We start from the raw sequence: 25,630 nt of genomic DNA, 5'->3' as shown, positions 1-25,630 counted from the left end.
TTCAGGCCGCAGCCTTAGCCTTGTTGTGCTCTTTGATCAACTGAGCAACGCGCTCGGAAGTCTGAGCACCAACGCCCAGCCAGTAGTTCAGGCGTTCTTCGTTGACGGACAGACGAACTTCCTGACCACGAGCAATCGGGTTGAAGAAACCGATTTGTTCTTTGTGGGAGCCGTCACGAGCGTTGCGGCTGTCGGTTACGGTCAGGTGGTAAAACGGGCGCTTTTTGGAGCCGCCAAGGGCAAGACGGATGGTTAGCATTGAACATCGTTCCTGTAGTCGGTGCTGCAAATCTAAGATGCACAGCGGGCATGGGTGCCCGAAAGGCCGCATATTCTAAGGAATATCCCGACTTTTGCAAATGTCTTTTTCCGGCGCCTGTCGGCATGCCATCCAGATTTGCAATGAAACTGTCGTAAGACAGCGGTTGAGTCCCGCAGAACGCGGGATTGCTGGAGGCCAGGCCTCCAGAATGAATGCGCGCAAAGTTTCTTGCGCGCGACACAATCACATTTTTGGCATGCCGCCGCCAGGGAACATTCCACCCATGCCGCGCATCATTTTTGCCATACCGCCCTTGGCGGAGAATTTCTTCATCATCTTCTGCATCTGTTTATGCTGCTTGATCAGACGCCCGATATCCTGAACCTGGGTTCCCGAACCGATGGCGATACGGCGCTTGCGCGAACCGCTGATCAGATCAGGGTCGCGGCGCTCGGCCGGCGTCATCGAGTTGATGATGGCTTCCATCTGCTTGAACTGCTTCTCGGCAGCACCCTGGGCATTGCCCATTTGCGAGAGGTTCATGCCACCGATACTCGGCAGCTTGTCCATGAGGCCGCCAAGGCCGCCCATGTTCTTCATCTGTTGCAACTGGTCGCGGAAGTCTTCGAGATCGAAGCCCTTGCCCTTCTTGAGCTTCTTGGCCAGCTTGTCGGCTTTCTCTTTATCGAGCGTCTGCTCGGCCTGTTCGATCAGGCTGAGTACGTCGCCCATGCCGAGAATTCGCGACGCGATACGATCCGGGTGGAACGGTTCCAGAGCTTCGCTCTTCTCGCCCATACCGATGAACTTGATCGGCTTGCCGGTAATCGCCCGCACCGACAGTGCGGCACCGCCACGCGCATCACCATCGACCTTGGTGAGAACCACACCGGTCAATGGCAGCGCATCGCCGAAGGCCTTGGCGGTGTTGGCAGCATCCTGACCGGTCATGGCATCGACCACGAACAGGGTTTCTGCCGGTTTCACCACGGCATGCAATGCCTGGATCTCGCCCATCATCTCTGCATCGACGTGCAGGCGACCGGCGGTATCGACGATCACGACGTCGATGAACTTGAGCTTCGCTTCGCGGATGGCAGCCTGGGCGATATCCACAGGCTTCTGGCTTATATCGGAAGCGAAGAACGTCACGCCGATATCGTTGGCCAGGGTTTCCAGCTGCTTGATGGCCGCCGGACGATAAACGTCAACCGACACGACCATGACGGTTTTCTTCTTGCGCTCCTTGAGGAAGCGCGCAAGTTTGCCGGCGGTGGTGGTTTTACCCGCACCCTGCAAACCCGCCATCAGCACGACAGCCGGCGGCGTGACGTTGAGCACCAGATCTTCGTTGGCGGCGCCCATCAGGCTTTCGAGTTCGGCCTGAACGATCTTCACGAATGCCTGGCCTGGCGTCAGGCTGCGCGACACCTCGGTGCCTACGGCGCGTTCCTTGACGCTATTGACGAAGTCCTTGACCACCGGCAGGGCGACATCGGCTTCAAGCAAAGCCATGCGCACTTCGCGCAAGGTATCTTTGATGTTGTCCTCGGTCAGCTTGGCCTTGCCAGTTACGTGGCGCAGCGTCTGCGAGAGGCGGTCGGTAAGGTTTTCAAACATGCGCGATCCTTTCAGGCTCTGGTCGAACCCCGGTTGGTGCGGCCCGGCCCGCAATAATAATGGCGCTCGGCGAGCCTGCGGCTTGAGCAGGTCGCGGATTATAGCGAAGACTCCGCGGAACTGACACCACGCTGACTGCTTATGTAGTCTTTCGTGAAATGTCGGTTCTATGCCAAACTCAGCGTCTTTCGGGCTCGTCCTTCAGGATCTATGTTCCCTCTAACACCCAGTCTGCTTTCAAGCCTCGCCGCCGCCAGCCTCTATGCCGCTGCGACCGTCTATCAGGGCGTACGCCTGAATCAGACCACCAAACCCGACAAGCGGCTGCTTGTACTGCTCGGCACCCTGGCCGTCATTGCCCATGCCATCGGCCTTTATTCCCAACTGATGCACCCGGCAGGCCTGGGACTGGACTTTTTCAACTCCGCCAGCCTGATCGCCGTGTCGGTCATCGCTCTGACCCTGATCGCCACCACGCGAATACCCGTGGAAAACCTGCTGGTGCTGCTGTTCCCGCTGGGCATGATAACTGCCCTGCTCGCCCAGTACGCCCCCAGCGGCACGGTGCAGCCGATCATTGAAGAGCCGGGCATTCTCAGCCATATCCTGCTTTCCATCCTGGCTTACGGCATGTTCACCATCGCAGTGTTCCAGGCGTTGCTGCTGCTGGTGCAGGATCATCAGCTCAAGCACAAGCACCCTTCGGGCCTGATCAAGAACTTCCCGCCCCTGCAAACCATGGAAAGCCTGCTGTTCGGTTTCCTGTGGGCCGGCTGGACACTGCTGTCGCTGTCGCTGATCTCCGGCTGGCTGTTCGTCGAGAACCTGTTTGCCCAGCATCTGGTACACAAGACCCTGCTCGCCTGTCTGGCCTGGGTGGTTTTCAGCGTCTTGCTGTGGGGTCGCAACCGCCTCGGCTGGCGTGGGCATAAAGCTATTCGCTGGACCCTGGGCGGCTTCTGCCTGCTGATGCTGGCCTATTTCGGCAGCAAGCTGGTACGCGAATTCATTCTGCATATCTGACGGGCGTCGATCATGGATAATCTGCCCCTCGGCCCACTTCTGGGTGTGCTGACCCTGCTGATGCTCTGGTCCGGTCTGCTGACCGCTGTCGAGACGGCTCATCACCTGCTCAAGACGTTGCGCGCCGGCAGCCGCTCCAGTGAGGCGGCGACCTTTCCGGAACTGGCCTTCGAGCTCAACAGCCTGATTCTGAGCAATACGCTGATCAAGACCCTGATCACCGTCATCGCCACGCTGATTGCAGTCAATGGCTGGTTCGATAACGGCCCAACCGTTGCCTGGCTCATCACCGCTGGCGCCATGCTGGTATTTGCCGAATTCATCCCGCGCCGCCTCGCAGCCCGCTACCCCGTCGCCACTCTGTTGCTCGGTAACGGGACGCTGCATATCCCGATGAAGATCGTCTGGCCGCTGACCTGCGTCTTCAGCGCGATTGCAAAATACCTGCTGCGCCTTTTCGGCGTACATAAAGTGCCGAGCCAGGATAAAGACCTGGACGACGAATCGCAGAAACACAGCCACGATGGCGTTCAGGAATATCACCCACGCGCCAATGTCATCTCCGGCATTCATGCCCTGGACAGCATCACGGTCAATGACATTCTGATACCGCGCAACGAAGTGGACGGCGTCAACCTCGACGACCCCATCGAGCAGATCATCGAACGCCTGATCATTTCGCGACACACCCGCCTGCCGGTCTATCACAACGATATCAATCAGGTTCAGGGGGTTCTCAATACCCGTCAGATCAGCCATCTGCTGCCCAAGGGCGAACTGACCAAGGAGCAATTGCTGGCTGTCTGCTACGAACCTTACTTTGTGCCCGAAAGCACGCCATTGCAGTTGCAACTGCTCAACTTCCACAAGCAGCAGCGTCGGCTGGGTGTGGTGGTGGACGAATATGGCGAAGTGCTGGGCATTGTCAGCCTGGAAGACATCCTCGAAGAGATCGTCGGCGAGTTCGAGAACGAACAAAGCCTCAACAATCCCCATGTCACGCGCCAGACGGACGGACGCCTTGAAGTGGAAGGCGCTGCGTCGATTCGCGAACTGAACAAGAGCCTCGGCTGGCACCTGCCTTCCGATGGCCCCAAGACCCTTAACGGCCTGGTGACCGAAGCGCTGGAAACCATTCCCGAAGGTCCGGTCTGCCTGAAAATCGGCCCGTACCGGCTGGAAATCCTGGAAACCGAGGATAATCGCGTGAAGCGGGTGCTGATGTGGCAGAACGCTCCAAGCCTGGTTTTTACCTGAGAAAAGCGTAATGCTCAGGCTGCGTGAAAACACAGCCTGACCGAGCACAGCAGTTTTCAGACAGCCCGATGTTACTACTTGTTTCGCGAGCACAGCCCTTCCTATAATCCCTTCGCTTACCCAGCCAGCCGTAGCGCGTGCTACCCGCACCCAGCGCAGACGGCCAGTCATTCAGCCTGAACGACTCGCACCTTTTATGGCACGCTCCCATCCACGAGCGCTGTCATTACCCTCCAGCCCAACCGGGCCAATCTGATCAGTGCTGCGCCCACAATCACAAGAATGAACATTTGCCGCTACGTGGCCCACGTCGCAGGCAAGATGACTGTCAGGGATATCCGCATGACCAGCACCGCTACTCTCAGCGAAAACGACGACACCCAAACACCACCCACCAACTCGCCAACCCGCGTTGCAACCGCCAGCTTCATTGGCACCGCCATCGAGTTCTACGACTTTTACGTCTACGCCACGGCTGCGGCACTGGTGATCGGCCCGGTTTTCTTTCCACAGACCTCCGGCACCGCCCAGATGCTGTCGTCATTTCTGACCTTCGGCATCGCCTTTCTCGCACGGCCGCTAGGGTCGGCACTGTTCGGCCATTTCGGTGACCGTATCGGACGCAAATCAACGCTGGTGGCTTCATTGCTGCTGATGGGTGTCTGCACCACCCTGATTGGCGTGCTGCCCGGCTATGCAACCATCGGAGCCTGGGCACCGATCATTCTCTGCCTGCTGCGTTTCGGCCAGGGGCTGGGGCTTGGCGGTGAATGGGGAGGCGCTGCGCTACTGGCAACGGAAAATGCCCCCAAGGGCAAACGAGCCTGGTTCGGCATGTTCCCGCAACTGGGGCCATCCATTGGTTTTCTGGCAGCCAACGGCCTGTTTCTGGCACTGGCGCTGACACTCAGCGACGAGCAATTTCGCTCGTGGGGCTGGAGGATTCCATTTCTGCTCAGCGCCGCTCTGGTCATGGTCGGGCTGTATGTGCGTCTGAAACTGGAAGAGACACCGGTCTTCGCCAAAGCCATTGCACGCCATGAGCGGGTCAAGATGCCGATCGTGGAAACCTTCAGCCAGCACTGGAAACCGATGCTGCTGGGTGCCGCCTCAATGGTCGTGTGCTACGCGCTGTTCTATATCTCGACGGTCTTTTCCCTGAGCTACGGGGTTTCCACACTGGGCTATAGCCGGGAAACCTTCCTGGGCCTGCTGTGCTTCGCGGTGCTGTTCATGGCCGCGGCCACACCTTTGTCGGCCTGGGCAAGCGACCGCTTTGGGCGCAAGCCGGTGCTGATTGTCGGCGGTGTACTGGCGATTCTCTCGGGCTTTCTCATGGAGCCGCTGCTCACCCACGGCACGACCTGGGGTGTTGCGCTGTTCCTGTGTATCGAGCTGTTCCTGATGGGCGTGACCTTCGCCCCCATGGGCGCACTGTTGCCGGAACTGTTCCCGACACAGGTGCGTTACACCGGCGCATCGGCAGCCTACAACCTGGGCGGAATCGTCGGCGCATCCGTCGCCCCGTTCTTTGCACAGAAGCTGGTGGCAATGGGCGGCTTGAGCTGGGTTGGCGGGTATGTGTCGGCAGCAGCGCTGATCAGCCTGCTGGCTGTGCTGTGCCTGAAAGAGACGAGAGACAGAGAACTCTGAAGATCGCCGGTAGGAGCGAATTCATTCGCGAAAAATGGCTTCGCGAATGAATTCGCTCCTACGCGGGGCTACTTACAAAATGACGTTGACCGCCGCCGAAGCACGGGTCGCCTTGGCGCGAGCGGCTTCGATGGACTCGTCACGCGCCAGGGCTACGCCCATGCGGCGCTGACCGTTGACTTCTGGCTTGCCGAACAGACGCAATGCAGTATCCGGCTCGGCCAGTGCTGCACCCAGGTTGGCGAAAGCGGTTTGTGTGGATTGACCCTCGACCAGAATCACCGCCGAAGCCGATGGCCCGAACTGGCGGATCAACGGTACAGGCAGGCCCAGAATGGCACGGGCATGCAGGGCAAACTGGGACAGGTCCTGGGAAATCAGGGTCACCAGACCGGTGTCATGCGGACGCGGCGACACTTCGCTGAACCACACCTGATCGCCCTTGATGAACAACTCGACACCAAAGATGCCACGACCGCCCAACGCCTCGGTCACCGCCTTGGCAACGCGCTCGGACTCAGCCAGCGCAACCGGGCTCATGGCCTGTGGCTGCCAGGACTCCTGATAGTCGCCTTTCTCCTGACGATGACCAACCGGCGCACAGAAAGTAGTACCGCCGACATGACGCACAGTCAGCAGCGTGATTTCGTAATCGAAATCGATAAAGCCTTCGACGATCACACGGCCCTTGCCTGCACGACCGCCTTCCTGCGCGTAATCCCAGGCCTTCTGGATATCATCGGCGCTCTTGAGCAGGCTTTGGCCCTTGCCCGACGAACTCATGACCGGCTTGACCACGCAAGGGAAGCCCAGGTCCAGGACCGCTTTGCTGTAGTCCTCGAAGGTATCGGCAAAGTGGTACGGCGACGTCGGCAGCTTGAGTTCTTCGGCAGCCAGACGACGAATGCCTTCACGGTTCATGGTCAGTTGCGCAGCACGGGCTGTTGGAATGACGGTGAAACCTTCGGATTCAAGCTCGACCAGGGTAGCGGTCGCGATGGCTTCGATTTCCGGAACGATGAAATGCGGCTTCTCGGCCTCGACCACCGCACGCAGAGCAGCACCGTCGAGCATGTTGATCACATGGCTGCGATGGGCGACCTGCATGGCAGGCGCATCGGCATAACGGTCAACGGCGATCACTTCGACGCCCAGGCGTTGCAGCTCGATCACTACTTCCTTGCCCAGCTCGCCACTGCCGCAAAACAATACGCGAGTCGCGGTAGGCGACAGTGGAGTTCCGATTTGAGTCATCTCAGGTCCTCGTGAAGCAGATATCGATGGCAGCCCGCCGTATGCGAGCGACCGCTAAGGAGAAAGGCGCGCAATTTACCACGAAGCCCTGCAAATAGGGGCTCAACCCGGACAAGCGTTCTTGCGGATACGCCAGGCCATGATTAGCCAGACGGCCGTCACGCCCGCAAATTTGGAGCCAAGAGCTGTCAGTATCACCGGCGCCGTCAAGGCATCGATCAGGCCGAAAAAGATAAAGGTGTCCAGCGGGATGCTCAGTGCAGAGCTGATCCACAGCCGGTCATGCAACGGGCGTTTGGTAATGCTGAACACCAGCCAGTCGATGCATTCGGAAACCGCAAACGCCGTGGCGCTGGCCAGTGCAATGGCAGGCTCGCTGGTGACGTAAGACAACAGCAGCGCCACCAGCATGGCGAGGATCGCGCCATGGCCGAAACGGGTCTGCACCATATCGCGCAGGACAAACACCAGCCCGCCCCAGGCCGACCAGATGATGTCCAGATGCGGGGCGGTGGAAAAAGCGAAATTGATCAGCACGACACTGCTGATGTAGGCGATCAGGAAAAGCATGGAAAAAGATGTCTTGGGAAAAACGGGTGGCAATGGTAGCAGAATGAGGGAGGCGGCTTGTCGGCAACAGAACCGGCACATTCATTACCGAGAAACAGACCAGACCACCCCACTCGCCTTGGCCCGCTCATGACACAACCCCAGCACCGCCCGCCGCTCGTCATTGCTCATGCGGCTCCAGCCGGTGATCTCGGCGACCGTTCGCTGACAGCCGGTGCAGATATCGTCTTCGTCCAGCGCACAGATGCTCACGCAGGGCGAGCGGACGGGTTTTTCTGTAATCGGTTCAGTGCTCATCAGTCTTCCTGCACGGCCAGGTCGCGGGCGTAACGCTGGGCGTTGTGAACGTAATGCGCGGCGCTGGCTTCGAGCATCTTCTTCTGGACATCGGTGAGTTCACGCACCACCTTGCCCGGCGAGCCCATCACAAGGGAACCATCGGGGATGACCTTGCCTTCGCCGATCAGCGAGTTGGCGCCAATGATGCAGTATTTGCCGATCTTTGCGCCGTTGAGAATCACGGAGTTGATGCCGATGAGGCTGTAATCGTCGACGCTGCAACCGTGCAGCATGACGTTATGACCAATGGTGACGCCTTTGCCGATGTTCAGCGGCGAGCCCATATCGGTATGCATCACCGTGCCATCCTGCACGTTGCTGTTTTCGCCGATATGGATCAGTTCGTTATCGCCCCGCAGCACGGCATTGAACCAGACACTCGCCCCGGCCTCCAGCTTGACCTTGCCGATCAGGACCGCATTGGGCGCGACCCAGCTTTGTGGATCGGTCTGGACACGGGAGTCTCCCAGGCGATATTTCATGGTTTTTCCTCAGGCTGATGACCGCACTCACAGGCGCGGTTCGTTATAAATGATCACTCAGGTGGTGGACCGCTCGGGCGGATGATGCAGGCTGATCTTCGTGTCATACAGCACATTGACCAGTTCGACGATCATGATCGCCGTCAGCCCCCAGATCTTGTATCCGCCATAACGATAGCTCGGCACGTACCAACTGCGACCGTCATAATCGATCCGGTGGGTATGTTCGCGAGCGTCCTGGCGGAAGAATTCCAGCGGCACGCTGAAGACCGCAGCGATTTCAGCATCATTGGGGCGGTATTCGACAAAGTCGGGAATCACGCCGACATAAGGCGTGACCTTGATGCCATGCTTGGAAATCAGCGGGCTCAGAGGGCCGACGATCTCGACGAGGCCGGGCGGCAGGCCGATTTCCTCTTCGGCCTCGCGCAGGGCCGTGAATATCAGATCGGGATCATCCGGATCGCGTCGTCCACCCGGAAAAGCCACTTCCCCGCCGTGGGTGGAAAGCCCGCTGGCGCGCAAGGTCAGGATCAATTCGGGTTCATCACTGCGCGTGACCGGCAGCAATACCGCCGCCTCGGGAAACCGTCGGTCCGACTCAAGAATATCTGGCGTGTGACTGCTTACACGGAGAAGTAGCTCATCCAGCATGGGAAATCTCGATCTGTTGCACTCTTGGCATCATGCACCAAAGCGGCGAACTGCCCAACCCCTTGCAGGACGGTCATACAATCGCGAAACTTGCAGGTCCGCCCTGCAGCAAGCCAGGATAGCGTCTGCTTTAACGGATCGAACGAAACCATGAAATTCTGCAGCCAGTGCGGTAACCCGGTCATCCTGCGCATTCCAGAGGGCGATAGCCGCCTGCGCCATGTATGCGAGCATTGCCATACCATTCATTATCAGAACCCGAATATTGTGGCGGGCTGCCTGGTTACGCAGGGCGAAAAAGTCTTGCTGTGCCGCCGCGCCATCGAGCCGCGCCTGGGTTTCTGGACCTTGCCGGCCGGTTTCATGGAGAACGGTGAAACCATCGAACAGGCGGCGCGCCGTGAAACCATCGAGGAAGCCTGCGCCACGCTGACCGACCTGCATCTGTATGCGCTGATCGACGTACCGCATATCAATCAGGTGCATGTGTTCTACCGCGCCGAACTCGCCACTCCAGAATTCGCCGCCGGGGTCGAAAGCCTTGAGGTGCAATTATTCGACGAAGCCGATATTCCATGGCATGACCTGGCTTTCATGACAGTCAGGCGTACCCTAGAATACTTCTTCGCGGACAGACGCCAGCAGGTTTACCCAGTGCATACCAGCGCCCTGCCAGCCTCGCGCCCGATACAGGACACCTAATCAATCCGGCACTCAGGTGCTTTCAGGGATACCGCAATGCGTTGGCTGTTCGCTCTCTTCTGCATGTCTTTCGTTCCGCTGTCGCAGGCGGCCTTTACCCAGACCATCGTGCCCAAGGGCAGCGAACAGAAAATCATCGACCATAAGGTCATCAACACCCAAAGCCTGGCTGACAAGAAAATCGACAAGGTGCTGGTGCTGAAATCCGCACGCCAGTTGCAACTGATCAGCGGCGGCGAAGCGCTCAAGACTTACCGCATTTCCCTGGGCAGAAACCCCAAGGGCACAAAGTTGCAGGAAGGCGACCAGCGCACACCGGAAGGTTTCTACTGGCTTGACTGGCGCAAGCCCAGCAACAACTACAACCTGTCGATACACATTTCCTACCCGAACATCTCAGATTCAGCACGCGCACGCCGTGAAGGCGTCAAGCCTGGCAGCATGATCATGCTGCACGGCACGCCCGTGGACGAAGAATATCCGGAGTGGTATTTCCATACCCTGGACTGGACCAATGGCTGCATCGCGCTGAAGAACAACGATATGCGTGAGGTCTGGGATCTGGTGAAGGACGGCACGATGATCGAGATTCGGCCGTAATCGCATGTTCGCGAATGAATTCGCTCCTACAGTGGGAGCGAATTCATTCGCGAAAAGCACGATGTAACTCTAGAACGCTTCCAGCCGCCACACTTCATAAGCTGGCGTTTCGTACGGATGGCTCTGCTTGAGAGCCATCACTGCCTGATGAATAGACTCATCGGCCACGACCATCTCGACTTTCCATTCCTCGACCGTCTCGACCACGCCACCCTGACCGATAAATGGCTGACTGCCATCCAGCGGTCGGAACTGGCCCTGGCCGAGCACTTGCCATGAACAATGATCGTAAGCGCCGATTCGCCCTGCACCAGCGGCGAATACGGCGTTCTTGACCTGCTCTACATGGCTTGCAGGCACGAAGAAGGCAAGCTTGTACATCGGGGTTTAGTTAACCCAGACGCGAGCATTGCGGAACATGCGCATCCAGGCGCCATCTTCGTTCCACTCTTCCGGACGCCAGGAGTTCTGCACGGCACGGAATACACGCTCAGGGTGCGGCATCATGATGGTGACGCGACCGTCGCGAGTGGTCATGCCGCCAATACCGCGCGGCGAGCCGTTCGGGTTGGCCGGGTAGGTTTCAGTGACCTTGCCGTGGTTGTCCACATAACGCAGCGCAACGGTGCCGGAAATATCGGCTTCGAGCAGGGCGTCGTCATGGGCGAACTCGGCATGACCTTCACCGTGAGCGATGGCGATCGGCATACGCGAACCGGCCATGCCCTGCAGGAAGATCGATGGCGATTCCTGGATCTGGACCATGGCAACACGGGCCTCGAACTGCTCGGAACGGTTACGCACGAAGTGCGGCCAGAACTCGCTGCCCGGAATCAGCTCATGCAGGTTGGACAGCATCTGGCAACCGTTGCACACACCGAGGGTGAAGCTGTCGGTACGCTCGAAGAAGCCCTGGAACGCATCGCGGGCACGGCTGTTGAACAAGGCCGATTTGGCCCAGCCTTCACCGGCACCCAGTACGTCGCCGTAAGAGAAGCCGCCGCACGCAACCATGCCTTTGAAGTCGTTCAGGTCGACACGACCGGCCAGGATGTCGCTCATGTGTACGTCGATGGCATTGAAGCCGGCGCGATCGAACGCAGCCGCCATCTCGACCTGACCGTTGACACCCTGCTCACGCAGAACCGCAACCTGAGGACGAACGCCTTTCTTGATGTACGGCGCAGCGATGTCATCGTTGACGTCGAAGCCCAGCTTGACGGTCAGGCCAGGGTTATCTTCTTCCAGCAGTGCATCGAATTCCTGATCGGCGCATTCGGCGTTGTCGCGCAGACGCTGGATCTGGTAGCTGGTTTCGGACCACTGACGTTGCAGCAGACGGCGCTGGCCGGTGAATACCGACTCGCCCGCGAAGCTGATGACCACTTCGTCGTTGTTCACCGGCTTGCCGATGACCGATACGCAGTCTTCCAGACCGGCAGCGCTGAACTGAGCCAGCACCAGTGGAGTTGCATCCTGACGAACCTGGATGACAGCACCCAACTCTTCGTTGAACAGGATCGCAGCCAGCTCGGCCGAGGTTTCAGCCAGGCTGTCGAGGTACAGGTTCAAGCCGCAATGACCGGCGAACGCCATTTCCAGCACGGTGGTCAGCAGGCCACCATCGGAACGGTCGTGGTAAGCCAGCAGGTGGCCATCAGCATTCAGGCCCTGGATAACGGCGAAGAAAGCCTTGAGGTCTTCAGCGTCATCAACGTCCGGCGCAGAGCTGCCGAGCTTGCCGTAAACCTGGGCAAGAATCGAAGCGCCCATACGGTTCTGGCCACGACCCAGGTCGATCAGGATCAGGTCGGTTTCGCCCTTGTCCATACGCAGCTCTGGAGTCAGGGTCTTGCGGATATCGGTAACAGGCGCGAAGCCGGTCACGATCAGCGACAGCGGCGAGGTCACGCTCTTCTCGGTGCCCTCATCGCTCCAGCGGGTTTTCATGGACATGGAGTCCTTGCCCACCGGAATGGTCAGGCCCAGCTCAGGGCACAGTTCCATGCCCACGGCCTTGACGGTGTCGTACAGACGCGCATCTTCACCCGGATGGCCAGCAGCCGACATCCAGTTGGCCGACAGTTTGATGTCGGACAGCTTTTCAATACGCGAAGCGGCGATGTTGGTGAGGGTTTCACCAATGGCCATGCGACCGGAAGCCGGGGCGTCCAGCAATGCCAGCGGAGTGCGCTCGCCCATTGCCATGGCTTCGCCGGTGTTGACGTCAAAGCTGGTGGCCGTCACGGCGCAGTCAGCCACTGGCACTTGCCATGGGCCGACCATCTGATCGCGAGCCACCAGACCAGTGATGCTGCGGTCGCCGATGGTGATCAGGAAGTTCTTGCTGGCTACTGCCGGGTGACGCAGAACACGCTCCACGCTCTCGTCGATGCTCAGCGTGCTCGGATCGAAGTCGTCGCCCAGTTCAGCTTCGCGCTCGACCGAACGGTGCATGCGCGGGGCTTTGCCCAGCAGCACTTCCAGCGGCATGTCCACAGGATTGTTGCCGAAGTGGCTGTCGGTAACGGTCAGTTGAGGCTCGGCAGTGGCTTCACCCACGACGGCGAACGGGCAACGCTCGCGCTCACAGATCGCCTTGAAACGCTCGAAATCTTCGGCAGAAACGGCCAGGACGTAACGTTCCTGGGACTCGTTGCTCCAGATTTCCAGCGGGGCCATGCCCGGCTCGTCATTAGGGACATTACGCAGCTCGAAACGACCGCCACGGCCGCCATCGTTGACCAGCTCAGGGAAGGCGTTGGACAGACCACCGGCACCCACGTCATGGATGAAGCTGATCGGGTTCTTGTCACCCAGTTGCCAGCAACGGTCGATGACTTCCTGGCAACGACGCTCCATTTCAGGGTTTTCACGCTGAACGGAAGCGAAATCCAGATCGGCGGAACTGGTGCCGGTCGCCATGGAGGAAGCAGCACCGCCACCCAGACCGATCAGCATGGCCGGGCCACCCAGCACGATCAGCTTGGCGCCGACAGTGATCTCGCCCTTCTGGACGTGATCTTCGCGGATGTTACCCATACCGCCAGCCAGCATGATCGGCTTGTGGTAACCACGAACTTCATCGCCGTGCGGCGTGCTGATCGACTGCTCGAAGGTACGGAAATAACCGGTCAGGGCCGGACGACCGAATTCATTGTTGAACGCCGCGCCACCCAGCGGGCCTTCGATCATGATGTCCAGCGCGGTCACGATGCGCTCGGGCTTGCCGTAAGGCACTTCCCATGGCTGCACGAAACCGGGGATCTGCAGGTTGGAAACGGTGAAACCGGTCAGGCCGGCCTTTGGCTTGGCACCACGACCGGTTGCGCCTTCGTCGCGAATCTCGCCGCCGGAACCGGTCGATGCACCAGGGAACGGAGCAATCGCGGTCGGGTGGTTGTGAGTCTCGACCTTCATCAGGATATGCACAGGCTCCTGCACCGCACCGTACTGGCGGGTTTCAGGGTCCGGGAAGAAACGACCGGCAACATTGCCGACGATCACCGAGGCGTTGTCCTTATAAGCAGACAGAACGCCTTCGCTGTGCATCTGGTAGGTGTTCTTGATCATGCCGAACAGGCTTTTTTCCTGGCTTTCGCCGTCGATATCCCAACTGGCGTTGAAGATCTTGTGACGGCAATGCTCGGAGTTGGCCTGGGCGAACATCATCAGTTCGATGTCGTGAGGGTTGCGCCCCAGCCCGTTGAAGCTGGTGACCAGATAATCGATTTCGTCTTCAGCCAGGGCCAGGCCCAGCTCGACGTTGGCTTTTTCCAGCGCAGCGCGACCGCCACCGAGGATATCCACGGCAGTCAGCGGCTTGGGTTCGGCATGGCTGAACAGGCTGGCGGCCTGCTCGTGATTGTCCAGAACCAGCTGGGTCATGCGGTCGTGCAGGCTGTCGGCGATGGCCTGAGCCTCGGCATCGCTGAACTGGCCTTCTACATAGAAGGCAATACCGCGTTCCAGACGCTGGATTTTGGTCAGACCACAGTTACGGGCAATATCGCTGGCCTTGCTCGACCAGGGCGAAATAGTGCCGAAACGTGGCAACACCAGGAACAGACGACCGTTCGGCTCTTGAACCGGCACACTCGGGCCGTATTTCAGGAGGCGATCGAGAACCTGCTGTTCTTCGCTGGACAGAACGCCAGTGACTTCAGCGAAGTGAGCGAATTCAGCGTACAAGCCACTGACAGCTGAAACTTTTTGTTTCAGTTGTTCTAGTAATTTGCTGTGGCGGAAGGCAGAAAGGGCAGGAGCACCGCGCAGGATCAACATCTTCGGGACAGCCTCGGGAAGGGGGTGTGCTTTGAGGCCACGCATTCTAGCCTAAACCGACCCTTTGAGCACCCAAAACGGCGACAAGGAATGCGCCCGAATGTCGCTTCTTTGCAGAAAACACCTCCTTTTTTGCCAAAAAGCCCTCTCCTATCAGACGCAAGCCTTGCTGTCGAGATATGGCGGCACCGGTGCTTTGCGTATACTGCACCGATGTTCTCCCTAGCAGATTTCCGCCCTCGTTGCGCCAAATGGCTCGTCGCAACCGGACTCTTCCTGATGCTCAGCGCCTGTGTGGATAAACCCAGCACACTGGAGCGAGTCAAGGAGGATGGCGTCCTGCGCGTTGTAACCCGTAACAGCCCCGCCACTTATTTCCAGGATCGCAACGGTGAAACCGGCTTCGAATACGAGCTGGTCAAGCGTTTTGCCGACGATCTGGGGGTCGAACTCAAGATCGAAACGGCTGACAACCTCGACGATATTTTCGAGCAGATCAACAAGCCTGGCGGCCCGGTACTGGCGGCAGCCGGCCTGATCGATACTCAGGAGCGCAAGCAGCAGGCCCGCTTCTCTCATCCTTATCTTGAGGTCACGCCGCAGGTTGTCTACCGCAACGGCCAGTCACGTCCCACCGACGCAGGCGATCTGGCAGGCAAACGCATCATGGTCCTCAAGGGCAGCAGCCATGCTGAACAACTGGCCGCCCTCAAGGCACAGAACCCCGGCCTGGAATATGAAGAGTCGGACGCCGTGGAAGTGGTCGACCTGCTGCGCATGGTCGATGAGGGCCAGATCGACCTGACCCTGGTCGATTCCAACGAGCTGGCCATGAACCAGGTCTACTTCCCCAACGTGCGCGTGGCCTTTGATCTCGGCGAAGCCCGTGAACAGCGCTGGGCCGTGGCTCCGGGCGAAGACAACAGCCTGCTGAACGAAATCAACGCCTACCTGGACAAGGTTGAAAAGAACGGCACCCTGCAACGACTGAAAGACCGCTATTACGGTCACGTCGATGTATTGGGCTATGTCGGCGCCTATACCTTCGCCCAGCACCTGCAGGAACGCCTGCCCAAATACGAGAAACACTTCCAGGCCTCGGCCAAGAAAGAGCAGGTCGACTGGAGGCTGCTGGCGGCCATCGGTTATCAGGAGTCATTGTGGCAACCCACTGTGACCTCCAAGACCGGGGTTCGCGGCCTGATGATGCTGACTCAGAACACCGCACAAGCCATGGGCGTTACCAACCGGCTCGACGCGAAACAAAGCATTCAGGGCGGAGCCAAGTACTTCGCCTATGTAAAGGATCAACTGGACGAGAAGATACAAGAGCCGGATCGCACATGGCTGGCGCTCGCGTCCTACAACATTGGCGGCGGTCATCTGGAAGATGCGCGCAAACTGGCCGAAAACGAGGGGCTGGACCCCAACAAGTGGCTGGACGTCAAAAAGATGCTGCCTCGTCTTTCTCAGAAGAAGTGGTACAGCAAGACCCGCTATGGCTATGCCCGAGGCGGCGAGCCAGTGCATTTCGTCGCCAACATTCGCCGCTACTACGACATTCTGACCTGGGTCACACAGCCACAACTCGAAGGCAATCAGGTAGCCGAAGGCAATCTGCATGTCCCCGCCGTAGACAAGACCAAACCCACGCAGGCTACACAGCCGGATGAGCAGAAGCAGAACCCCGCACTCTGATCGGCGCTAACCCTTGCTGGCCGCCCGACGCATCCTGAAAAACTCGCTCAACATCGCCCCGCACTCCTCCCCCAGGACACCGCCCTCGAACAACACGCGATGGTTGAGAAACCCTTGAGTGAAAAACTGCCCCTGGCTTTGCACAATACCTGCCTTGGGTTCCAGCGCACCGTAAACAACGCGGGCCACACGGGAATGAACGATCAGGCCCGCGCACATGCTGCAAGGCTCCAGCGTCACGTACAGCGTGCTGCCGGGCAGGCGATAGTTGCTGACCGCTTTGGCCGCATCGCGAATGGCGACCATCTCGGCATGGGCACTAGGGTCGCTGCCGCTGATCGGGCAGTTGTAGCCGCGACCAATGATCTGACCATCCAGCACCAGCACCGCGCCAACGGGCACCTCGCCCAATAGCGCGCCCTCGGCGGCCAACGCCAGCGCCTCGCGCATGAAGTCCTGATCGCGACTGCGATCAATGATTTGCGGTTGCCGCATCAAGAAACCTCTATCGCTGCCATAAGGCCGGTTTCCATGTGATCGATCACATGGCAGTGGAACATCCACACGCCAGGATTATCCGCGACCAACGCCACCCGCGCCCGCTCATTTCGGCCCAGCAGAAAGGTATCGGTGAAATAAGGAATGATTTTGCGCCGATTGGACGCGATCACCTTGAAACTCATGCCATGCAGATGGATCGGGTGCTGGTACTGAGTCATGTTCTTCAGCTCGAAGATGTAACTCTTGCCCAACACCAGCTTGGCAATAGGCCGGTCTGCACAGGTCTTGTCGGTGATGTCCCAGGCCTCGCCATTGATCTGCCAGAGGCTTGGCGGCTTGCCATTGTCGGTGTTGACCGACATGGAGCCGACCCACTCGAAGTTGAAGTTGATCTTCTCGGCATTTTCCAGATCCGGCTCGGCAATCGGATTGGCAGGCAACTCTGGCGGCCATTGGCCCGGCGCGTCGTTATTGGCGACCGAACGGAAAGTCCCCAACCGCACCGGCCCGTTGCGCAAGGCGATTTCCTCGCCCGCAGGCGGTGCCTTGATTGCCAGACAGATGCGCATCCCCGGCCCTAGCCAGTAATCCTCGCCGAAAGGACGCGGCGTCACCGGGTTGCCATCCAGCGCATAGATCTGCGCCTCAGCGTCCGGCAGGTTGAGACGATAGGTCACCGTGTTGTCGAGGTTAAGCAGGCGAACCCGGGTAATCTGCCCGGCAGGCAGATCGATAACCGCCTGGGGAATGCCGTTCAAGGTCGAAAGCCGTCCCGCCGTGCCTTCACGGGCGGCTTCGCGCAAGACACTGAACTCTGTGAAAGCCCCCTCTTCGTCCACATGCCAGCTCTTCAGGCTGACCGTGCGCTCATGCAGGAAGCCCGTGGGCTCGCGCTCTTCGATAATCAGCGGCCCCACCAGACCGCGGCCCAGCTCTTCGCTGCTGCTGACATGCGGGTGATACCAGTAACTGCCTGCATCCGGCACACGGAACTTGTAATCGAAATACTCGCCCGGCTTGACCGGCAACTGCGAAACATAAGGCACGCCGTCCATTTCCAGCGGCAACCGGATGCCATGCCAGTGAATGGTGGTTTCCACAGGCAACTGGTTAATAAAGCGCAAGCGCAGCCAATCGCCCTGACGTACCCGCAACTCGGTGCCCGGCGCAGAACCACCGAACGCCCAGGCTGGCGTCTTGTGCCCTGCGACCAGTTCGACATCCAGCGGCGCGGCAATCAGCTCGAAATCATGCCCCTCTCCCGGCCCACGCCGTCCCAGCCAGTAACGCGAAGCACCACCTGCGCCCAAACCAACCACGGCAAGACCGGCAAGACCTCCGAGAATTTGTCGACGGGTAAAGGACATAGGGGAAAAAACCTCAAGAACGACTGCGGGATGCACCTGAGAGTGGGTGCGAGGGGCGAATACGATACACCTGCGTTTAGGGAAAGATAAGGGCATCAATACCGCACTAACTATCTAGCGCTCACGTTCTCACGATTCACGACACGCTTGGAGGATTCCATACACGAGATAAAACCTGTGAACCAGAACAACACCCCCGCATCCGCCCCGCCCTTTTCCCAGGACCGGATGACGCTGAAAAGCATCGCCCGACGCCTTGCAGAAAGCTGCCCCGACATGCGCCAGCAGGCCCTGGAAACCGCCAGGAATATCCTGCGCAAACACACCGGCCTGACGATTTCTCCAGACACCGTCTACTGGCACCGCTTCACCACGGCGGTGAGCAGCCATGTCACCTTCAGTGGCTGGCAGCATTATGGTTCGCCAATCGAGTCAATGACCCTGCCGCAACTGATCCTGCATCGCTTCAACGCAGAGGATCAGGACTATGCAGACGAACTGCAAACGATGAGTGGCTTTTACACAGCCGGCCCGCAGGCCGATGTCTACGATGAGCACACTGAAATAAAAATGCTTGTTTCAGATGTCATGAGCGATTTGTGGGCTATCGATTTCAGTACGCAATACAAGGCAAAACTTGCCAGCTTCTGGCAGAACTGCGCCGAGGACTTCCGTACCCTCAGCAAAGCCAACTTCCTGTCCAAGGTCCTGGAAGATCGGCACAACGGTCATTTATCCGCCCAGGACACCCAGTCGATCATTCAGGCTGTCGCGAACAATATTCACACACCGATCCAGTTGTCGATGCTGACCGCTACAACCAGCGCGCCTGCCGGGGTACGTGTCACGGCCTTTGACCTCGGCGGTCATGAAGCCAGCGATATCCTGCGCATCGTGACGCCCAAGGGCCGACAAATTATCTATATCCCCGGGGAAATCACCCCCATTCATGTTTTCGATACACCGGAGCACTTGAAAACCTGGCTCGTCAGCGAAACAACGAAAGTCGGTGACCGGGCGCGATTGCTCTCGCATTTCCCGCTTTCAATGCGCAACGAAATCAGCAACGACGTCGGCCTCAACCATCTGATGGATCTGCTGCCCACTGCCAGCACCTCATTGATCAATCAAAATGACCGCGACCTGGGCATGGATGCATTCACCTGGCTTCGGGACAGCGCACGCACCCGCATGAACGCCGATGCCAATCTGTCCATGCGCTCCAATTCTGACCTGCGAAAGCAGATGTGGATCGGTTATCTCAATGCGTTCTCCCATGTCATCGGCCCACTGGCGGCTATTGACTGGCCTGTTGCGCTGGCCGTGGTGGGTGCCGGGCTGGCGGACATGGGGCTGAACATCGATCAGGCGGTCAACGGCCACACCACTGCCGAGCGCAAGGCAGGTGTCATCGGGGCCATCACCAGCGGAGTGGACGTGCTGTTCAACAGCCTGTTCCTGATCGGCGGTTTTCCGGAAGCAGAACACCCGGTTATCGCTCACGAAGCAACATTGCCTGTTGCAACCGAGGTCGAGCCAGGCATTGCCCCTGCAATCACAGAGGCTTCAGCAGTGATACCGGCCAAGGCGCCGGAGCTGCCTGAAGACTTCAAGAGCACGGTCTCGCTTGTCGGCTCTCCCGTGGCGCAAAGTGGCCGCATGCAGGGTATCTATCAACTGACTGACGGCAGTACCTACGTTTCGATCAAGGGCGAGACTTACCGCGTTCGCTTCATTAACGAGATGAACGGCTGGGCCATTATCGACCCGAACAATCCTTTCTCGTTCTACCGCAATGTCCCGATACGCATCAATGCGGCCGGCCAGTGGGAAACGCTCAAGACCAATGGCCTTAGAGGCGGAGGCCCCGTGGTATCAAGCCTGAGGTCATCGCGAGTCAATTACCCAATCAGGGCCAGCGCCTACGACGTCCCCGAAAACATGAAGCAGGATCTCGCCGTTGCAGCCAATGGTGGAGACCGCAAGGTCTTGCAGGGGGATTGGGCCAGGCTTCATTCATGGACAGACCCCTATATTGATTTCAGGGCACTGAGAGAGCGATTGCGTACGGATGCCTTCCAGTTCTTCAGTCAGACAAAGTTGCCGCAAAGGCCTGAGATGCCACGGCTTGAAGCCACCGACACCTGTAAATCCACACTGCAGAAAATCCTGGCCAATGCTCCTGGCCTGGTTATCGGGGAAAGCCACGCCGAATTAGGCAGCAAGAAATTCCTGATCGATAACATGCGCCTGTTGAAAAAACTTAATGTCAGAACGCTGTATATGGAACATCTGCTCAACGACTTCCATTTGCAGGACCTGAAAACGTTTGCCGAATCGGGGAACATGCCGGGCAATCTGAAAACCTACCTGCGAAACCTGGACACAGGTCATCACACAGACCCCATGGGGCAGTACACCTTTCTCGAACTGGTGAATGCCGCCAATGAAAACCACATCCGTATCCAGCCCCTCGACTGCATGGCCAGTTATCGAATTGTCGGCATGAACGACTCCGATGGGCTGCTGCGTATCAAAATGATGAACTACTTCGCTCACACCACCATCCAGGCCGATGCACCGAACCTAGGCCCTAAAGGCAAATGGCTGGCGCTGGTCGGCAATGCACACGCCAATACCTATGAAGGGGTGCCCGGCATCAGCGAACTGGAAGGGGTCATAGGCATAAGAGCCGAGGACGTCAGCCTGGGCCAGCCCGAAGGCTTTTCGATTGACCCGGGCCAGGTCATGAATGGCGAGATCGGCAGGCTGCCCACTTTCGTCAAAAGCGACTTCAGAATGCAGATGGCAATCAACAAGGTGTATCCACAACCAACGATAGAAAATCGCCTGATCATTCCGGGAATGTTTGTCATCAATAGAAATACAGGCAGCCCGCTATTGATCCACCGCGCCTCGGATGGCGCTATCGTGCGAACGGCCATCAAGACCAGCCGCGGCAAGTTCTTTATCGAACGCCCTAGATGGCAGGCCATCAGCGGCCGCCCTTTTGACAATCTGGGCCAACTGGTCGATGCGCTGAAATTGATGGGAATGAAGGATGTCAGCTAGAAGGTGCCGAGGTAAATGAACAAGAGGCGGATAGAACTCAGCGGTTGTATCCGCCCTTTTTAGGGGCGCCATGGCTCGACTTTGATCGCCATCCATCATCTCTGCCGGCTGAAAATGCACTTTGATACCAAGCCTCAACACAAACGATTCTCGTTTGTGATATTTTCCCGCGCTCGCTTGCATGTCAGCCAAGGTGGCTTTATGTCCGGTTCAGATCTCAAGGCGCTGTATCTCGCCCATCGCGCAGAAATCCAGGAATACCTGGATCGCCGCTTGCGTTGCAAAGAGACCGCTGCCGACCTGACGCAGGACACGTTCATTCGCCTCTCCGAGCAGATGGGTCGTACACGGATAGAAAACTTCCGCGCCTATCTGTTTTCCAGCGCCAGAAACCTGTTTATCGATCACACCAGACGCCAGGAACATCGTAAAAGCGAGCCGCTGGAAAGCCAGGAAATGAGCAGCGTCGGGCAAAGAACGCCAACCCTTGAACAGGCAGCCATCGCCAACCAGCAACTGGCAACCTTGAACGAGGTGATTCAACGCATGCCTGCGCCTTGTCGCGAGGTTTTCCTGATGGTACGGGTCGAAGGCATGACCTATGCCGAGATTGGCGAACGCCTCGGCATTTCTCCGAAAACGGCCTATAGCCGTATGGTCAAGGCACTGGACTTACTGAAGCTTGGCATGTCCAAGTGAGCCTGTATCTGTCGTAACAGCCAACGCATGTGAACAGGCTGGATTACAATCACCCGCCAGTACTCTTTCCAGTTGAATTGATTATCCAATGAATCCCGAACCGCCCTTGCTCGATCAATCCGCACGTCAGCCTGATGATATAAGCCATCAGGCCAGCGTCTGGTTTGCGTTGATGAATGGCGGATCGCCAACTCAGGCCGAGCGCGAGGAACTGGCAAGGTGGATAGAGACCTCTGCTCAGCATGCTCAGGCCTATGCCGAGCTGGAAAGTCTATGGGCCGCATCGGCACTCTTGCTGAAACCTGAACCGCCCGTGGCGCGCACTCAACTGTCCCGGCGTCGCTTCGTCGGTCTTGGGGTCGCCGCCAGCGCTGTGGCCGTCACGGCGGGTGCGACCTCCTTCTGGCTCAAGGGAACAGGCTCACCCTTTGCAGATGTGCGTACCGCCGTGGGCGAGCGTCGTCAGGTGAACTTGCCAGATGGCTCGACCGTGGACCTTGCCGCAGATACAGCCCTGAATCTGGACTTTTCATCCTCCAGACGCTCAGTGGAACTGCTGCAGGGCGAAGCGTTTTTCAGCGTGGTGCCTGCTGCCATTGAGTTTCGGATCAATACGGAAGCTGGCCAGGTGCTCGCTCGTGAAGGCGAATTCTGCCTGGCATGCGACAAGGCAAGCGCCCGGCTGGCAGTCACTCGAAAGAACGTACGGGTCGTCACGGCCACTCAACAGACAGACCTGGAAGAAGGCTTTTCCGTACGCTTCAGCCCCAACCAGACCGGTACGATTCAACACGCCGAGCTGGAGCAAATACTGGCCTGGCGCGATGGCCGCCTGGCATTCTTCGACACCCCGCTGCTCACCGTTGTCGATGAATTGCAGCGATGGCGAGAAGGGAAAATCTTCATCATGGACAAGCGACTCGCTGCACGCCGGGTCAGCCTGATCCTCAACCTGAACAGGCCCGATCAGATGCTGGATGTCCTTGCCAGAGCTCTGTCGGTGCGTACGACTCGCTACACCGACTTGGTCACGCTGATCTACCCCGCCTGAAACTTCGCGCATAAATAATTCAAGACACCTTCAGGAATCGCGATTGCTCATCCGTCTTAACGGGACTGATTGATATTCGCATATCTGCGCGCACTTCATAGGAAGCGACCTGAATGGCCAAAACACCAAACCCGAGCCTGAAAACCGATCCCCGCTGGCAGCGTAATGCCCTTGGCGCAGCACTCGCGTGTGCTTTACTCGTCGGTACCGTTCAGGCTCACGGAGCATCAGGTCAGGCCGCTGCAAGCACTGTAGAAAAGCTGTCGCTCAATATTCCTGCGCAACAGCTACGTCAGGCACTGTTGATATTCAGCCGACAATCCGGGCAGAACGTGCTGCTCGACGGCAACCTGGACGCGACCTTGCGCAGTAGCGCAGTCATCGGCAGTTATTCAGCCGAGGAAGCATTGACGAAGTTACTGCAAGGCAGTGGCTACAGCTTCGCTCGCACTGACGCGGTCACGGTTTACCTTGTCCCGTCAGACAATAAAAGTGCGGGCAACGAAGTGATCCTTGGTCCTACCCAGATTCAGTATCGCGCCATGCAAGACGACAGCCCGAGCCAAGGCTATCAGGGCAAACCCGTCTCCAGCACTACGCGCCTGGGCCTGAGCGACAAGGACACACCACAGGCGATCACCGTAGTAACCCGCGAGCAAATGGACGACTTCAAACTCAACAGCGTGAAAGAGGCGTTGCGCAACGCACCATCCGTCACCGTCGAACAGTTCGAAACCGATCGCACCGCCTTTACCTCGCGAGGCTTCAAGATCGAAAACTTTGAATACGATGGCATGAGCCTGCCATTTTCGGGCGGCGTGCTGGTCGGCGATCAAGACATGACGGAATTCGAGCAGGTCGACGTGCTGCATGGCGCCAACGGGCTCATGAGCGGCACGGGTGACCCGTCGGCTACCGTCAATCTGGTCCGCAAACGGCCTACCGATACCTTCCAGGCCAGAATCGACAGCAGCATCGGCTCCTGGGACAACCGCCGACTGGGCCTGGATGTATCCGGCCCCCTGACAGACAGCGGCAACGTTCGCGGACGCTTCATCACCTCCCACGACAAAGGTAACTCCTACCTCGATCAGTACAGCCACGAAGTCAACGTGGCAGCAGGTTTGCTGGCCTTTGACCTGTCCGATGCCGATACCCTGACCGTGGGCTTTACCCAACAGAACAGCTACTCCAATGGCAGCACCTGGGGAGCCTTGCCTATCGCCGATTACGCGGGCAACCGTATTCACTACAGCAGCCGCAGTTCCAGCGTCGGCCAGCCGTGGACCTACTGGGACGTCCATACCAAACGCGCTTTCATCGAGCTGACACACGCTTTCGACAATGGCTGGGCAAGCACTGTCACCCTGGCAGGAATGAGCCAGGACTCCAATACCAAAATGCTGTACGCCATCCCGGCAACGGCTACCGATGCTTATGCCTATATCAACCGCACCACCAGCACGGAACATCAGGTGACGGGTGAAGCGCGGCTGTCCGGCCCATTCAAACTCCTCGGACGGGAACATGAATTGACCGTGGGCGCCAATTACGGGCGCACCCATCATGACGAACGCGGGCACTACAGAGATGCATCGGGCAACCAGCTTGTCAGCCTCTCCGATGCACTGGCCGGCAACGTGGTGCAACCGGCACTGAACTACACCGACGACCTCAATACACAACTGTTCACCGACCGCCAGAAAAGCCTGTTCGCCGGGGCGCGCTTCAGCCTTGTCGATGAACTGCACTGGATCGCCGGGGCACGCATGCTCAGCGCCGATGGCGAAGGGGCTGGCTACGGTTCGCCACACAACACCCGAGTACACGGCAAGGTAACGCCCTACACCGGCCTGGTTTATGACCTCACGCCACAGTGGAGCCTGTACACCAGTTGGACGGAGATCTTCAAACCTCAATACGTGCGTAGCACCAGTGGTGGAGTGATCCTGCCACTTGAAGGCAAAAGCATGGAAGCCGGTGTGAAAGGTCGCCTGCTCGATGAACGACTGACCGTAACTGCTGCGGTATTCAAGACAGACCAGCAAAACGTCGCCGAACTCACCGGGGAAATCGTGGGTGGCCAATACGTCTATCGCGGAACGAACGTCAAAAGCAGGGGCATCGAACTGGGAGCCTCCGGCGAAGTACTGACCGGCCTCGAACTGGCTGGCGGCTATAACTTTGTGCGGATCGAAGACGACGATGGCGAGGAGGCTCGCAAGTACATCCCTACTCATACCTTGCGCGGCAGCCTGACTTATCGCCTGCCCGGCCTGCCCAAGGCCAAAGTCGGCACCCGCCTTCAATGGCAAAGCTCAACCGAGCTGGACACCAACAAAAATGTCAGCCAGGAGGCCTACGCCCTGGTGGACCTGATGGCCAGCTACGACATCGACGAGCACTGGAGCACATCGCTGAACATGAACAACGTCACCGACCGCAAATACTTGCTGTCGCTGTATCAGTCGGCAGGCTCCACCAACTATGGCGCGCCACGGAATCTGACGGCTTCGGTGACGTGGAAGTATTGATCTGCCAG

The 25,630-nt window shown here is 58.4% G+C and carries 20 protein-coding genes and 2 pseudogenes; 11 read left to right on the top strand and 11 right to left on the bottom strand.

Going from position 1 to position 25,630, the window contains the following annotated elements:
• Position 1: 1 nt before the first annotated feature.
• Both rpsP and ffh read right to left on the bottom strand, forming a co-directional pair.
• Complete coding sequence (gene rpsP / locus ACODS3_RS24010) at positions 2–259, bottom strand: 30S ribosomal protein S16 (protein WP_025258884.1); 258 nt, start codon at positions 257–259, stop codon at positions 2–4.
• 246 nt (positions 260–505) lie between these two features.
• Positions 506–1,882, bottom strand: coding sequence for a signal recognition particle protein (ffh, locus tag ACODS3_RS24005; RefSeq protein ID WP_201003693.1), 1,377 nt, complete (start codon positions 1,880–1,882; stop codon positions 506–508).
• Between the two features lie 210 nt (positions 1,883–2,092).
• Between ffh and ACODS3_RS24000 the strand changes: the two genes are divergently transcribed.
• The 4 genes and pseudogenes from ACODS3_RS24000 to ACODS3_RS23985 all read left to right on the top strand — a co-directional run bounded on the left by ACODS3_RS24000 (position 2,093) and on the right by ACODS3_RS23985 (position 5,815).
• Entirely contained in the window at positions 2,093–2,905 is an 813-nt protein-coding gene (locus ACODS3_RS24000; RefSeq protein WP_201017934.1) for a cytochrome C assembly family protein, read from the top strand.
• Positions 2,906–2,917: 12 nt separating this feature from the next.
• A pseudogene (locus ACODS3_RS23995) lies at positions 2,918–3,365 on the top strand (DUF21 domain-containing protein); the annotation flags it as partial.
• 62 nt (positions 3,366–3,427) lie between these two features.
• Positions 3,428–4,162, top strand: a pseudogene (locus ACODS3_RS23990) (transporter associated domain-containing protein); the annotation flags it as partial.
• A gap of 342 nt (positions 4,163–4,504) precedes the next feature.
• A complete protein-coding gene (locus ACODS3_RS23985; RefSeq protein WP_122320872.1) occupies positions 4,505–5,815 on the top strand; it encodes an MFS transporter in 1,311 nt (436 codons plus the stop codon).
• A gap of 72 nt (positions 5,816–5,887) precedes the next feature.
• On the opposite strand, the gene purT is transcribed toward ACODS3_RS23985, so the two are convergent.
• The 5 genes from purT to ACODS3_RS23960 all read right to left on the bottom strand — a co-directional run bounded on the left by purT (position 5,888) and on the right by ACODS3_RS23960 (position 9,114).
• The gene (gene purT / locus ACODS3_RS23980) at positions 5,888–7,069 is read right to left on the bottom strand and encodes a formate-dependent phosphoribosylglycinamide formyltransferase (RefSeq protein ID WP_201017937.1); all 1,182 of its coding nucleotides are present in this window, start codon (positions 7,067–7,069) and stop codon (positions 5,888–5,890) included.
• 102 nt (positions 7,070–7,171) lie between these two features.
• The gene (locus ACODS3_RS23975) at positions 7,172–7,639 is read right to left on the bottom strand and encodes a VUT family protein (RefSeq protein WP_201003703.1); all 468 of its coding nucleotides are present in this window, start codon (positions 7,637–7,639) and stop codon (positions 7,172–7,174) included.
• Positions 7,640–7,723: 84 nt separating this feature from the next.
• On the bottom strand, positions 7,724–7,936 hold the full coding sequence (locus tag ACODS3_RS23970) for a DUF1289 domain-containing protein (protein ID WP_201017938.1): 213 nt from the start codon (positions 7,934–7,936) through the stop codon (positions 7,724–7,726).
• Entirely contained in the window at positions 7,936–8,460 is a 525-nt protein-coding gene (locus ACODS3_RS23965; RefSeq protein WP_201003707.1) for a gamma carbonic anhydrase family protein, read from the bottom strand. Before ACODS3_RS23965 ends, ACODS3_RS23970 begins: the two co-directional genes overlap by 1 nt.
• Positions 8,461–8,517: 57 nt before the next feature.
• Positions 8,518–9,114 (bottom strand): CoA pyrophosphatase, encoded by a 597-nt coding sequence (locus ACODS3_RS23960; protein WP_201003709.1) that lies wholly within the window; start codon positions 9,112–9,114, stop codon positions 8,518–8,520.
• A 150-nt stretch (positions 9,115–9,264) separates the two neighbouring features.
• Here ACODS3_RS23960 and ACODS3_RS23955 point away from each other — a divergent pair, with 150 nt between their 5' ends.
• Positions 9,265–9,816: an NUDIX hydrolase gene (locus ACODS3_RS23955; protein WP_304575038.1), complete on the top strand. Its 552-nt coding sequence runs from the start codon at positions 9,265–9,267 to the stop codon at positions 9,814–9,816.
• 36 nt (positions 9,817–9,852) lie between these two features.
• The gene (locus tag ACODS3_RS23950) at positions 9,853–10,416 is read left to right on the top strand and encodes a L,D-transpeptidase family protein (RefSeq protein WP_201003713.1); all 564 of its coding nucleotides are present in this window, start codon (positions 9,853–9,855) and stop codon (positions 10,414–10,416) included.
• 69 nt (positions 10,417–10,485) lie between these two features.
• Here ACODS3_RS23950 and ACODS3_RS23945 read toward each other — a convergent pair whose 3' ends face one another.
• Positions 10,486–10,797 (bottom strand): YqfO family protein, encoded by a 312-nt coding sequence (locus ACODS3_RS23945; RefSeq protein ID WP_201003716.1) that lies wholly within the window; start codon positions 10,795–10,797, stop codon positions 10,486–10,488.
• A 6-nt stretch (positions 10,798–10,803) separates the two neighbouring features.
• Positions 10,804–14,700 carry a phosphoribosylformylglycinamidine synthase gene (gene purL, locus ACODS3_RS23940; protein ID WP_489036619.1) on the bottom strand — a complete coding sequence of 1,299 codons (3,897 nt, stop codon included), beginning with the start codon at positions 14,698–14,700 and terminating at the stop codon, positions 10,804–10,806.
• Between the two features lie 213 nt (positions 14,701–14,913).
• On the opposite strand from purL, the gene mltF reads away from it, so the two are divergent.
• Positions 14,914–16,398 carry a membrane-bound lytic murein transglycosylase MltF gene (mltF, locus tag ACODS3_RS23935; RefSeq protein WP_201017939.1) on the top strand — a complete coding sequence of 495 codons (1,485 nt, stop codon included), beginning with the start codon at positions 14,914–14,916 and terminating at the stop codon, positions 16,396–16,398.
• A 6-nt stretch (positions 16,399–16,404) separates the two neighbouring features.
• Here the strand turns inward: mltF and tadA are convergent, their stop codons facing one another.
• Positions 16,405–16,893 carry a tRNA adenosine(34) deaminase TadA gene (gene tadA / locus ACODS3_RS23930; RefSeq protein ID WP_201017940.1) on the bottom strand — a complete coding sequence of 163 codons (489 nt, stop codon included), beginning with the start codon at positions 16,891–16,893 and terminating at the stop codon, positions 16,405–16,407.
• Positions 16,893–18,266 carry a multicopper oxidase family protein gene (locus ACODS3_RS23925; RefSeq protein WP_489036588.1) on the bottom strand — a complete coding sequence of 458 codons (1,374 nt, stop codon included), beginning with the start codon at positions 18,264–18,266 and terminating at the stop codon, positions 16,893–16,895. Before ACODS3_RS23925 ends, tadA begins: the two co-directional genes overlap by 1 nt.
• 177 nt (positions 18,267–18,443) lie before the next feature.
• Here ACODS3_RS23925 and ACODS3_RS23920 point away from each other — a divergent pair, with 177 nt between their 5' ends.
• The 4 genes from ACODS3_RS23920 (at position 18,444) to ACODS3_RS23905 (ending at position 25,622) form a co-directional block, all read left to right on the top strand.
• The gene (locus tag ACODS3_RS23920; RefSeq protein WP_489036586.1) at positions 18,444–21,338 is read left to right on the top strand and encodes a dermonecrotic toxin domain-containing protein; all 2,895 of its coding nucleotides are present in this window, start codon (positions 18,444–18,446) and stop codon (positions 21,336–21,338) included.
• 201 nt (positions 21,339–21,539) lie between these two features.
• Positions 21,540–22,037 (top strand): RNA polymerase sigma factor, encoded by a 498-nt coding sequence (locus tag ACODS3_RS23915; protein WP_201017943.1) that lies wholly within the window; start codon positions 21,540–21,542, stop codon positions 22,035–22,037.
• Positions 22,038–22,125: 88 nt separating this feature from the next.
• Positions 22,126–23,088 (top strand): FecR family protein, encoded by a 963-nt coding sequence (locus ACODS3_RS23910; RefSeq protein ID WP_201017944.1) that lies wholly within the window; start codon positions 22,126–22,128, stop codon positions 23,086–23,088.
• Positions 23,089–23,201: 113 nt separating this feature from the next.
• Positions 23,202–25,622, top strand: a complete 2,421-nt coding sequence (locus tag ACODS3_RS23905) for a TonB-dependent siderophore receptor (protein ID WP_489036584.1) — start codon at positions 23,202–23,204, stop codon at positions 25,620–25,622.
• Positions 25,623–25,630 lie beyond the last annotated feature (8 nt).

Source organism: Pseudomonas sp. FG43 (assembly GCF_057809175.1).
The sequence above is the reverse complement of the archived record's forward strand: the minus strand, read 5'-3'. Positions and strand labels throughout refer to the sequence as shown.